Raw genomic sequence first — 11,920 nt, forward strand, 5'->3', positions numbered from 1 at the left:
TGTTATTGGGCAACAAATTTCAGCAACGATGGCGCATAGCGGTCACCCAGAATATTACTTTGGCTGAACGTTGTATCGAGTTGCTGACGAATATCATCCGGGATGTCGATATCCGCTATTACTCTGTTTTCAGCAATCCTGCCGCGATGTGTCATGCCCACCAAAGGCACAATATTTTCGTGCTTGCTTAGTAACCAGGCTACCGCCAACTGGGGTACGGTGATGTTCAATGCCGCCGCAACAGGCGTTAACTTTTCGATCTGCTGAACATTGTGATCGTAGTTTGAGCCTATTAATCTGGGGGGAGTAAATGCGGTTTTATCGTCCTCTGATACCCGGGTTGCATGTCCGGTCAGCAAGCCATCAGCCAATACCCGATAAGGTACAACACCTACTCCCAGTGACTGCGCTGTTGGCAATATTTCATTTTCAATAAACCGACAAACTATAGAGTATTCTACTTCAATTGCACTTACAGGGTGGATTGCATGAGCTCGTTTAAGTAAATCTGCACCCACTTCGGAAACGCCGAGGTAGCGCACTTTCCCCTCATCAATCAGATCCTTCACTGCACCAATCGTTTCCTCGTACGGTACGTCAGGGTCAGCACGACATGGCTGGTACAAGTCGATAACGTCGACACCTAAACGCTGTAGAGAGTAGCTGGCAAAATTTTTAATTGATTTCGGCCTGCCATCAACACCTAAAAAAGCCCCGGATGGATCAAACATTGCTCCACATTTTACACTCAGGCTTACTTTGTCACGGCGTCCTTTCAACGCTTGTGCAATCAATGATTCATTGTGCCCGCGACCATAGAAATCTGCTGTATTGATCAGCGTGAATCCCTCATCAATGCTTTGCTGAATCGTAGCTATGCTTTCTTTATCGTCTCTGTCTTTTTTCAATGACATCCGGTTACAACCCAACCCCAGTGCGCCAACAGTGAGCCCCTGTGAACCGAGATGCCTTTGTTTCATTGTCGTCATGTTTCACCACCCTTTATTAGACTGAACACTCTAATAATAAGATCCCTTTCCCTACTCCGTCAACATTGTTAGACTAATTACTCTAAAAATTAATTCTATGTAATGATGAGAATCGTCGACAAAAACAAACATGCCAAAAAGCGCACCGAGATCATTCAGGCTGCAGTCAAGTGCTTTGAAGAATGGGGGCTTATTAAAACCTCAACAGCCAAAATTTGTGCCGCAGCGAAAATCAGTCCGGGCCACCTTTACCATTACTTCGCCAGTAAAGACGAAATTCTGGCTGCGATTGCCGATCAGGTTTTTGCAACTGCGGTGGATTACTTTGCCCATCCGGATGCGTCGCTAACTACTTTTGATGTATTAGTTCAGTTCTTCAGAGACCGCATTTATCAGAATGTGAAAGGTAACCGAAGTGTATTGATGGATTTGATCTCACAATCGAATCATGATGATCGTACCCGGGATATATTGCGGAAATACACGCAACGATTGCAAAGCTTACTGGCCGAAACCATTCGTACCGGTCAGGCCAGTGGAGAAATTAGTACCACTATTTCAGCCGACATTACCGCGCTGTTAATGATAAGCCTCATCGATGCAGGCAAGGTACTACCGGTAAGAGTTAGTGATGAAAATGCGTTGGAGCAAACACGGCAGGAATTTGTTAGTTTGATTGAAACACGTCTGACTCCGTGAGATGCAGATCCGTAACTGATTAGAAGTCGTTTTGGCTTAGCGCAACTGAGAAGCAACGATGGGAACTCCCTCAGAGCATCTTTACTTCCCGCTGCGGGAACGGGATTTCAATATCAGCCTGTTGCAAACCGTCGTGAATAGCTTTATTCAGCGCATAGCGGATTTCAAAATGGCGGGTCGTTAATGCCCATACCCGCACACCAAAGTTAATGCTGCTGTCACCGAAGTTATCCACCCCGATAGCCGGTGTTTTGTCTGCAGAAACGCCTTCCACCTGAGCAACCGCTTTTTCCAGCACGCGGATTACATCGTCCACATTACTGGAGTAAGCCACGCCGACTTCGAGCTCAATAAGCATCTGCTCTGCAGAGTTATGCAGAATTTCGCCTACGATAAGTTTATTGGGGATCTGAATGCTTACATTATCTTCATTGACAAGGATGGTATATGGCAACATGACTTTATCCACCACGCCGGACACGCCGCGAACGTGGATGGTATCGCCAAGTACAAAGGGTCGGGTGATGATGATTGTAAACCCGGCGGCATAGTTGGCCAGCATACCCTGAATGGCAAGGCCGGCACCGAGTCCCACCGCTCCGATGGCGGCGATAAGGGGCGTAACGCTAATTCCGATATTACCCAGCGCAATAATGATGACCAGACCAAGTAGTAGAATTTTACAGGCACCGCCGGTGAAGCGACTGAGCGTAATATCAATTTCACGCTTCACCATCAGATTCTCGACCACATTGCCAACTTTCGTGGCAATCCACCAGCCAAACAGCAGTATGATTAGTGCGCCTAAAATCTGAAAACTGTATGTAACTGCGAACTCTACAAGGGTTTCATAAATGGCCTGAGCTTGTTGTATTTCTGTTTCCATGTTGTTATCTGGGTGGAATATAACTACGTCAGAGAATAACCAACTCAAACTACGGAAACAATTAAATCACGCTCCTGTTTTCTTTCTACACATTAAGACAATCCCAATTTACCTGCTGGTGATCTGCTTCCGTAATCCCATACAGCTAAGCACATTTACATAGCTCCATGTCAGATTATCTGCACTCAACATCTCGCCGGTCTGATAGTGGAATTGCTCTGACATGGCATCGTTTTCGCCGCAGTGGAACTGAATACGGTGTAAACAGGCATCCCCTAAATTAATCAAACCTTTAATAATAAACGAGAACTCTTCACTGTCTTTCTCGTAAACCTGTTCCTGATGCAGTTCAATATCGTCCCGGCAATAAGAAACCGCGAGCTGCAGAAAGCCCAGATTGTAATTCGTCAGATTAAGACTCTCTTGCGTTAAAAACAGAGAAGCGGTCAAATAACAAATGCCAGCCATCGTGCCAGTACATAAAAACCATGGATTGCCAGTATCAACTCCGTCGGTGCCGCTATATTTATCTTCAGGATAACGACCAATACCCGGTGCAAGTCGCTCACCGGCTGGAGACATTTTGATATCATTGACCGGGAACATTGAGTCAAAAGCCTCGTACAGCTTCAGCGCAGTAGATAGCACCCTGTCATTTGCGGCGGTCAGATAGGGCCGTGAACCGGAAGCCCCCTGGAAAATGCCAACCTGAAAAACCCCAAGAAGCACAGCGATATCAAGACCAGATGATTTATAATCCAGACCGCCCTGCCGGTTAAGGGTAGCCATATAGTAGCCCCCCTCTTCAGACCAGAAATCATTCATTGCGGACTCAATGTCTCCGGCCTGACGATGGTAGAAAGATGCGGTACCAGTGATGCCCAGCTCATCAGCCAGCTCAGCCCCTTCGCGCAGTGCCGTATACTGAAGAATCCGGGTGTAAAAATGATCGCCTTTCACTTCTTCCCATACATCAAAACAACTGTCCTGCCAGTGGTTGGCGATGTAGTCCAAATCTGTTTTGATAAGCCCTTCATCAATGCCAAAGAGCGCATCCCGAACGTAATCAATTTCTCCCTGACTCATCAGATACCGCGCCCAGCGCGTCATTGTCAGACCACGTTGTGCCGGACCGTCGTTCTGTGGTCTTCCCCATTCATCTTTATAGGCGTGACCACTTACGTAAAACTTCGGCTCACCTACGTTTCCGCTGGGGTTAGGCGTCTGCTGGTTTAGCGTCGAGAAGTCAATATAGTCTTCCATTACTTCCAGATACTTTTCTCTGAGCCCGAACTCATTAGTCTCACAAAGTCTTGCGATCTCTCTCATGGTGCGGGCCGAATCACGGGTCCAGTGATAGTAATAGTCTGGATTTGAGCGAGACGGAGAAGCGATAACGGCTCCGGGCTTGCCGTCAGACGGTGAGATATTGTCAAAGATACCGTCTAACAGGTTTCGTTCAGCCGATTTCAGCCATTTCTCCAGAGTCACTGGATGCGTTGATTGCGCAGCGGGCGCCTGTTTTATTTCTACCATGAGTCGGTTTGATTCCGGAAACAGAAAGTTATTGCTTTATACCCCTCTGCACCCGTGACGATCAGCGTTTGGACATCAGATGCGATAAATTAGCAAATCATTCCGACTATTGAGCAAGCATCGGTCTTTCCCATACCCTGCCGACATGTCTCCATCATTTACAATTTATTGTAATAATTTTCCGGCATTAGCAATCAGAGCGATCGGGGAAGTTGCGTTATTTTTGTAACGCACTGAAGTTACAAGAGTAATTGTTCGACATACCCTCAGGCATACTCCTTGCTGCCTTAAAAACGAACTTCTTCATTTCCATTCACGAAATCTATTTTGAAGGTATCCCATGGACTTAAATATTAAAGGGCGCGTTGCCCTTATCAGTGGTGCATCAGGTGGTCTTGGCCTTGCATCTGCGAAATGTCTAGCTGAAGAAGGTGTGCGTCTGTTTCTCACCGACATGAACGAAGAAGCACTTCGCGCGGCGGTGGATGAACTCCACGAATCTGTTGTCGGCTTTTATAAAGCCGACCTGACCGACGAAAGCGATATCAACACGTTAGCTGACAAAGTAAAAGCAGTGGGCGGTGCGGATATTCTGGTACATCTGGCGGGGATTACTGGAGCCAAGGGCGACCCGTTAACGATGAAAGATGAAGACTGGATGGAATGCTGGAATATTAACTTTATGTCTGCGGTAAGGGTATGTCGGGCTATCGTACCTGGCATGGTTGAAAAAGGCTGGGGACGGGTTGTGCTCACCGTATCCGAAAACGCTGTTCAACCTTACCCAGACGAAGCCGTGTACAACGCATCCAAAGCTGCCTTACTCAGTTATACCAAAGCGTTGTCACTTCCCTATGGCCCGAAAGGTGTTTTGGTTAATGCAGTTATGCCCGCTTTCATCGAGAGTCCAATGACCGATGGCATGATGGAAAAACTGTCTGAAGAACTCGGCGTGTCACAGGAAGAAGCGGTTGAACATTTTCTCGAAAAAGAACGTCCTTACCTCACGCTTAAACGCCGAGGCCGCGCTGACGAAGTAGCGGCGGCGGTAGCATTGCTTTGTTCTAACCGAACCACTTTCACCAACGGTTCTGCCTGGCGGGTAGATGGTGGCGCTGTAGCGGCAATTAATACTTAATAGGAGATAAATATGTCAGATTCTAAAGTGCCTCACCTTCCCGACCCTGAGTACATTAACAATGACTATGTCGGCGCAGGAAAATTGAAAGGTAAACGCGTGTTAATCTCCGGTGGCGACAGTGGTATTGGTCGAGCTGCCGCGCTGCACATGGCCCGGGAAGGTGCCAAAGTGGCTATTATTTATCACTCGGCTGAAGACAAGGCTGCCGAGACCAAGCAAGCCATTGAAGCTGAAGGTGTAGCTGCGTTGGTAATACAAGGTAACACTGGCGATAGCGCTGACTGCGATCGCGCGGTTGAAAAGGTCGTTTCTTCCTGGGGCGGCATCGACATTCTGGTGAACAATGCGGGATTTCAGAAGGCTTACCATAATCTTGAAGAAGTAAGCGACGAAGATTGGACGGCCCACTTTGATGTGAATATGGCAGGTATGTTTTACCTAAGTCGTGCCGCACTTCGCCATATGCAATCAGGTTCTGCCATCGTTAACACCGGCTCGATAAATGGTTATGTCGGCAATAAGGCTTTATTACCTTATTCATCTACAAAAGGAGCAATCTCAGCATTTACTCGCTCGCTAGCCAAGCAATATATGGACAAAGGCATTCGAGTTAATGAAGTTGCACCAGGCCCCATCGCTACTGATATTCAATCTGTATTCGAAGACTTCGACGAAGATATGTTAAAGAATATGGCGGCCCCTATTGGCCGGGTAGGACAACCTCGGGAACTTGGCCCTGCCTATGTATTTCTCGCCAGCCAGGATGGGGCATTCATCACCGGTCAAACGCTTCACGTAAACGGTGGCATGATGGTTGGCGCTTAAAAAATTAAGCTTTATCACCACTAAATACTGTACAAGTGCCCGTTGTTGATAACGGGCTTTTTTTAGCTGGCTCAGTGGCAAACTTTTCTCACGCCAATCCTCTTATTTCTCAACTCCCAATTTAATTCTTATCTGTATTCTCTCGCGTTCCTATTTTTTTCCGAGCAATTCAACTTCATTCCCTGTACACTCTCACAAACAGAAATGAAAACCATTCTTATTTAGATTAAATTATCCCCACTTAGGACTCTCATGAAATACTCTTCCTTATCGGTAGCCGTACTCAGCGCCCTTGTCTGCACTTTTCACGCTACAGCCTCATCCACAGATGACGTTGAAAAAATTGAAGTAACGGGTCGTGCCCAGCAATTCTATCTAGATAGCCAGACTCGCATTGGTACCAAAACCGATGCTGATATCATGGAAATCCCTTTGTCTGTACAGGTACTCACACGCCAACTCATTGCCGACCAGGCTGCTCGCGACATCACTGACATGTACCGCTCAATTGCGGGGGTCAGTGAATTCAGTTACTCAGGTGTTACCTTTCGGGGATTCCGCGATGATGCCAATGTGTTTTACGACGGCGTACGTGGCGACCCCTTCTCTGGTTTCAGCGTACCGCAATTGTTTAATGTTGAGCGTGTGGAAGTACTTAAAGGCCCAGCTGCAGCGCTTTACGGCGGTGGCGAGCCAGGCGGAATGATCAACTATGTTAGCCGTAAGCCTTCGTTCAACGAATACCGCAATGTTACGGTAACTGGCGGAAACTTCTCGCTGGCAGGAGCATCCACAGAATTCACTGGTGCCGTTAACGAATCTGTTGCCTATCGCTTTGGCGCTTTTTACGAGACTCAAGACAGCTTCCGTAATAATGCCGATTCAGAAAACATTGAGCTGGCTGGCGGCGCCCTGTTTGTATTGGGGAATAATACAGAATTGACCACCACCTACGACTACATTGTGCAGAACCTGGGCGGCAATCGTCTTCGCGGCGTTCCGGTAGATGATGATGGTAATTTTTTGGTCGACCGCAGTTATAACGCCAATGAAAAAGGGGATTATCAGGATCTTGAAGCACTGGTATTGCAAGCCAATCTTAAGCACGACTTTAGCGATAGCTTCACTTTCAATGGTACCTTGCGGTATTTAGATAACGAACGAAATCAGGGATATCACGAGTCCAGAAGCTGGATTGACGTTAATGGCGATGGTGTTGCTGACATCAATGACGAGACGATTCGCCGGGAGTATCGCAAACAGCTTCGTGCAAACGACGAGCTAAGCCTTACCCTGGATTTCGTTTATGACTTTGAGGCTGCGGGTATTACGCATCAACTTCTGTTCGGTGGCGATTGGCAGCATGTTAAAACCGACTACGACTATTTCCGCGCTCGCTACGAAGCAGATGGTGTGGCGAATCTCAACATTTTTACCCTTAACTATGGCGAAACAGACCCAACGACTTACAACCTGACAGACATGAATCGAGATGGATTGGAGCGTCAGCGGGCCAGTTTTTACGTTCAGGATAAAATGCAGTTCAGCGAAAACTGGGCACTCATGTTAGGCGCACGGTTTGATTACTTCGATGAACAAAGCATGGATACCGACACGGCCTACAACGACAGTGATGTTACACCGAGAGCAGGGCTCATTTACACGCCAACAGACGAAACAACGGTTTACCTGAATTATTCTGAGAGCTTTAACCCGGTAGATCCTTCTCAGTATGAAGAGTCTGTCGCCGATCCGCTTTCACCAGAAACCGGTAACCAGGTTGAGCTGGGTCTGAAACAATCCTGGTTAAATGGCGGCATCATGACTACCGCCGCCATCTATCAAATTGATAAAGAAAATCTGGTTATCAACAACCCGGACTTTATCGACGGTGAAAACAACGATATTGAACCCGCCCTTATCAACTTCGGCTTGGTAGAAAGCCAAGGTGCAGAATTTACCCTGGTAGGCGACATTACCGACAATATCAGTATTACGGCTAACTACGCCTACAACGATACCCTTTTAGAGGAAGGCGCGACCCGAAATACTTTTGATGGCCGTCGCTTTGCTAACACCCCTCGCCATCAAGCCGGATTTTGGGCGCGATATAATATTGCAGTTATCGACTCAGCATTTGCCATGGGCGTAGACTACGTGAGTGAACAAGTTAGCCTTAACGGTCAGCGGGTAAAACCATTCTCCATTTTTGATGCCAGCTGGACCACACGTTGGGACAACCTACTGCTAAGTGTTAACGTTAAAAACCTGTTTGATAAAGTATATGCAGTAAGCGGATTCAGTGAGCGTAACGGGCACTTTCCTGGCGAGCCTCGTGAGGTGGTTGTTCAGCTAAGCTATGACTTCTAAATCTTATAAATGAATAAACAGCGCTGGTATCGATGGCACAGCCTGGCGGGTCTTCCGCTGGCTGTGCTGTTGTGTTTCATAATGCTAACCGGCACCTTGGCTGTGATGTCACACGAGCTTGACTGGCTGACTAATCCGGCCGTTCGGGCACAACCATCGAACACGCCACTAAACTGGCCTCAGTACTACCGCGCTGCCCTCTCATCTTCTGACGGTAACCGCATTTATCAACTAGCAGCACCGATACATAACGGTTTTGCCGCCGATACGCTGCTGTATGATGAAAATAACCAGCGCTATCACGCCTATATCGACCCGGTTACTTATGCGCATACCGGGAATGGCACCTGGTTCAACTGGCAAACTCTGTTACGACGAATTCACCGTCATTTAATGATGCCGCTGAATATTGGTTTACCTATTGTTAGCCTTACCGCATTTCCGCTTTTGCTCTCGCTCGTTTCAGGTTTGATCCTGCACCCCAAATGGTGGAAAGGGCTTTGGAGATTGCCCCGAAAGCAAAATTCACGGGTATTCTGGGGAGATTTCCATCGCTTAAGCGGGTTATGGAGCAGTTGGCTACTTGTGGTAATTAGCATTACCGGCATTTGGTATTTTGCTGAAAAATACGGTTTGGGCGCGACCTATCCGAAAGATGGCAGCGTTATTAGTGAACACGCCAAGCATCATCCTGTTCGTGTTTCTCCAGAAATCTTCGACAAGCTCATTACTACAGTGCAGCGCCAGCGACCCGAGCTGGAGATAAAATCAGTCTTTTTCCCCATCAAAGCAGGCCAACCTGTCCGCGTTGAAGGCCAATCAAGCACAATGTTAGTGCGTAACCGTGCAGATAACATGGTATTCGACCCCGAATCTGGTAATTTGCTTTCCCAGCGCATCGCCAGCGATCTGTCATTTCACGTTAGGATTTCTGAAGCCGCTGACCCGTTACATTTCGGTGTTTGGGGCGGTTATTGGAGCAAAACGCTGTATTTTTTCTTTGGCTTATTGCTAACCAGCCTATCGATTACCGGAACCATTATTTACGCCCACCGGGTAACAAAATGGCGACGCAATGAAACGCCTGGGTTACTTTCAGTGATTGGCATCGGCTTTCAAGGCACCAAAAAAACAGGCTTACTCAGTGCCGTATTGCTACTGATATGTTTAGCATTGACACTCGAAACATTGCTTGCCTGAATGTCTTGTGTGAAAAACAATAGAGACGATTTATTCGATTTGTACGGCAAGCGACTTCCCCCCAGCATTGAGCATCCGCTAGGATAAACATGCACCAATAAAAAAGACTCCATAATAAAAATCATAACGATAACAATAAAAGGAAATGAACATGCATTTCAACCAACGTTTGTCCGACAGAGAAAAACCCCAAATACCTGGCAGGAACTTGCTTCTCGCCAGCATCACCGCCCTTTTGTCCACTGCGGCCTGCGCTGAAGCGCTACCGGATACCTTGCAATACGAAGATACTTTTAACCTCGAATATGCTGCGTCACCGTTTTTCAGTCACGACGGCAACACCGTTTTCTACGAACGTCGTTCTATGGATATCATGAAAGACCGAACGCACAGCACATTGTGGCAGGCATCTGTAGACGGAAAACGCCACCGTCCGGTGCTGGCCAACAATGCCAACGTGCGTTCTGCCACACCGTCACCCGACGGCAATATGTTGGCTTACGTTTCGGACGAAGGTGGCAGTAACCAAATTTACGTACGCTATCAAGACACCGGCCAAATCGCCAAGCTAACGACGGTTGAATTTATGCCCGGTAACCTGACATGGTCTCACGATGGTAAGCATGTGGCGTTTACCTTATTCACCCCGACCCTCGACAAGCCGCTTTTCACTGGCATGCCGAAAAAGCCTAAAGGCGCAGAATGGGCCGAAACCGCCAAAGTCATTGATACCACCAGCTATCGCTCAGACGGTCGCGGCTATTTACCGGCCGGCTTCAATCAAATTTATATCCTTCCGGTATCCGGTGGCACGCCTCGTCAATTAACAACGGGGGCGTTTCCTAATGACGGCAAACTCGCCTTCAGTGCCGATGATAAGCGCATTTTTTTCTCAGCCAACCGCAATGCAGATTACTCGCTAGAGCCGCTTACCAGCGACATATTCTCAGTAGATATAAGCTCAACAGACGTCACTGCTGTAACCTCGTTGCCTGGCCCTGAGTCGTCGCCCACATTAAGTCCGAACGGAAAATACCTGGCGTTTAACCAGGTTGAAGATAATAAAATGAGTTATCAGAACGGCGACATTACCGTGTTGGAACTGAAGTCAGGCAAAGTCACGCGCCTTACTTCGTCGTTGGATCGGTCGGTGCAGCAGTTTGAATGGAACAGTAACAGTGACGGGCTGGTATTTTCATACCTCGACCATGGTCAAACGCGGTTGGCTGAAGTAAACCTAAAAGGCAAAATAACAACGCTTAAAGCAACGCTTGGCGGGCAGTCTCTGGGCCGCCCCTATACCTCTGGTCAATTCGCAGTTGCAGACAATGGTACCATCGCATTTACCACCGACGATCCGCTGAGCCCTGCCGACATTGCTGTCATTACAAGACGTGGAACGTCTACTCTCACAGATCTTAACAGTGATGCACTAGCGCACCTTAAACTGGCGAGTGTAGAAACAATGCCAGTTAAATCGTCTGTTGATGGTCGCGACATTGATGCCTGGATTGCGCTACCGCCGAACTTTGACAACGCCAAATCCTACCCGTTAATTCTGGAAATTCACGGCGGGCCTCACGCGGCATATGGCCCCCACTTTGCCATGGAAATACAGCTGATGGCGGCACAGGGCTATGTAGTGGTATGGTCTAACCCTCGCGGCAGTTCATCCTATGGCGCCGACTTCGGCAATCTCATTCACCATAACTATCCGTCAGAAGATTACAACGATCTGATGGATGTGGTTGATACCGCGATTGGCAAAGGCTTTATTGACGAGAAAAATCTGTTCATTACGGGCGGCTCTGGTGGAGGCGTGTTAACGGCTTGGTCGGTAGGAAAAACAAACCGTTTTGCAGCGGCAGTGGTAGCAAAACCCGTAATCAATTGGATTAGCTTTGGCCTGACTGCCGATGCGTATCCTTACTTCACCGAATACTGGATGCCGGGCAAACCCTGGGAAGCATTCGACCACCTGTGGGCACATTCACCGCTGTCTCTGGTAGGCAATGTAAAAACGCCCACCATGCTGCTTACCGGCGAGTCTGATTACCGTACGCCGATTAGTGAATCGGAACAGTTTTATCAAGCGCTACGCCTGCAAGGGGTGGATGCCGCCATGGTGCGCATTCCGGGTGCTTCACACGGCATTGCCTCAAAGCCTTCTCGTCTCATTCAGAAAGTAGGCAACATTATGGCGTGGTTTGAAAAATACCGTACCAAAGCAGAATAACTAGCAGTCAGATAATTTCGCTCTGAAATGCATCAGTC

9 protein-coding genes are annotated in these 11,920 nt (G+C 47.9%); 6 read left to right on the plus strand and 3 right to left on the minus strand.

All coding sequences use genetic code 11. From position 1 onward, the window contains the following. Nucleotides 1-2: 2 nt before the first annotated feature. Nucleotides 3-989, minus strand: coding sequence for an aldo/keto reductase (locus tag ACXAFQ_RS10850; protein ID WP_474821516.1), 987 nt, complete (start codon nucleotides 987-989; stop codon nucleotides 3-5). 102 nt (nucleotides 990-1,091) lie between these two features. Between ACXAFQ_RS10850 and ACXAFQ_RS10855 the strand changes: the two genes are divergently transcribed. Further along, on the plus strand, nucleotides 1,092-1,688 hold the full coding sequence (locus tag ACXAFQ_RS10855; protein ID WP_474821520.1) for a TetR/AcrR family transcriptional regulator: 597 nt from the start codon (nucleotides 1,092-1,094) through the stop codon (nucleotides 1,686-1,688). 70 nt (nucleotides 1,689-1,758) lie between these two features. Here ACXAFQ_RS10855 and ACXAFQ_RS10860 read toward each other — a convergent pair whose 3' ends face one another. Both ACXAFQ_RS10860 and ACXAFQ_RS10865 read right to left on the minus strand, forming a co-directional pair. Beyond that, nucleotides 1,759-2,574: a mechanosensitive ion channel family protein gene (locus ACXAFQ_RS10860; RefSeq protein ID WP_474821523.1), complete on the minus strand. Its 816-nt coding sequence runs from the start codon at nucleotides 2,572-2,574 to the stop codon at nucleotides 1,759-1,761. 108 nt (nucleotides 2,575-2,682) lie between these two features. Beyond that, complete coding sequence (locus tag ACXAFQ_RS10865) at nucleotides 2,683-4,110, minus strand: glycoside hydrolase family 15 protein (RefSeq protein WP_474821525.1); 1,428 nt, start codon at nucleotides 4,108-4,110, stop codon at nucleotides 2,683-2,685. Nucleotides 4,111-4,450: 340 nt separating this feature from the next. Between ACXAFQ_RS10865 and ACXAFQ_RS10870 the strand changes: the two genes are divergently transcribed. The 5 genes from ACXAFQ_RS10870 (at nucleotide 4,451) to ACXAFQ_RS10890 (ending at nucleotide 11,882) form a co-directional block, all read left to right on the plus strand. Further along, complete coding sequence (locus tag ACXAFQ_RS10870; RefSeq protein ID WP_474821528.1) at nucleotides 4,451-5,248, plus strand: SDR family NAD(P)-dependent oxidoreductase; 798 nt, start codon at nucleotides 4,451-4,453, stop codon at nucleotides 5,246-5,248. A 12-nt stretch (nucleotides 5,249-5,260) separates the two neighbouring features. Beyond that, nucleotides 5,261-6,076 carry an SDR family oxidoreductase gene (locus ACXAFQ_RS10875; RefSeq protein ID WP_474821531.1) on the plus strand — a complete coding sequence of 272 codons (816 nt, stop codon included), beginning with the start codon at nucleotides 5,261-5,263 and terminating at the stop codon, nucleotides 6,074-6,076. Between the two features lie 252 nt (nucleotides 6,077-6,328). After that, on the plus strand, nucleotides 6,329-8,446 hold the full coding sequence (locus ACXAFQ_RS10880) for a TonB-dependent siderophore receptor (RefSeq protein ID WP_474821535.1): 2,118 nt from the start codon (nucleotides 6,329-6,331) through the stop codon (nucleotides 8,444-8,446). A 9-nt stretch (nucleotides 8,447-8,455) separates the two neighbouring features. Then, nucleotides 8,456-9,646: a PepSY-associated TM helix domain-containing protein gene (locus ACXAFQ_RS10885; protein WP_474821537.1), complete on the plus strand. Its 1,191-nt coding sequence runs from the start codon at nucleotides 8,456-8,458 to the stop codon at nucleotides 9,644-9,646. Between the two features lie 151 nt (nucleotides 9,647-9,797). Then, nucleotides 9,798-11,882, plus strand: a complete 2,085-nt coding sequence (locus tag ACXAFQ_RS10890) for a S9 family peptidase (RefSeq protein ID WP_474821540.1) — start codon at nucleotides 9,798-9,800, stop codon at nucleotides 11,880-11,882. Nucleotides 11,883-11,920 lie beyond the last annotated feature (38 nt).

Source organism: Alteromonas sp. ABH2_165, assembly GCF_056159945.1.

Bases quoted from the DNA above. Each gene is read 5' to 3' on its own strand.
- ACXAFQ_RS10850 (WP_474821516.1), bottom strand. From the start codon at position 989: ATGACGACAATGAAACAAAGGCATCTCGGTTCACAGGGGCTCACTGTT.
- ACXAFQ_RS10855 (WP_474821520.1), top strand. From the start codon at position 1,092: ATGATGAGAATCGTCGACAAAAACAAACATGCCAAAAAGCGCACCGAG.
- ACXAFQ_RS10860 (WP_474821523.1), bottom strand. From the start codon at position 2,574: ATGGAAACAGAAATACAACAAGCTCAGGCCATTTATGAAACCCTTGTA.
- ACXAFQ_RS10865 (WP_474821525.1), bottom strand. From the start codon at position 4,110: ATGGTAGAAATAAAACAGGCGCCCGCTGCGCAATCAACGCATCCAGTG.
- ACXAFQ_RS10870 (WP_474821528.1), top strand. From the start codon at position 4,451: ATGGACTTAAATATTAAAGGGCGCGTTGCCCTTATCAGTGGTGCATCA.
- ACXAFQ_RS10875 (WP_474821531.1), top strand. From the start codon at position 5,261: ATGTCAGATTCTAAAGTGCCTCACCTTCCCGACCCTGAGTACATTAAC.
- ACXAFQ_RS10880 (WP_474821535.1), top strand. From the start codon at position 6,329: ATGAAATACTCTTCCTTATCGGTAGCCGTACTCAGCGCCCTTGTCTGC.
- ACXAFQ_RS10885 (WP_474821537.1), top strand. From the start codon at position 8,456: ATGAATAAACAGCGCTGGTATCGATGGCACAGCCTGGCGGGTCTTCCG.
- ACXAFQ_RS10890 (WP_474821540.1), top strand. From the start codon at position 9,798: ATGCATTTCAACCAACGTTTGTCCGACAGAGAAAAACCCCAAATACCT.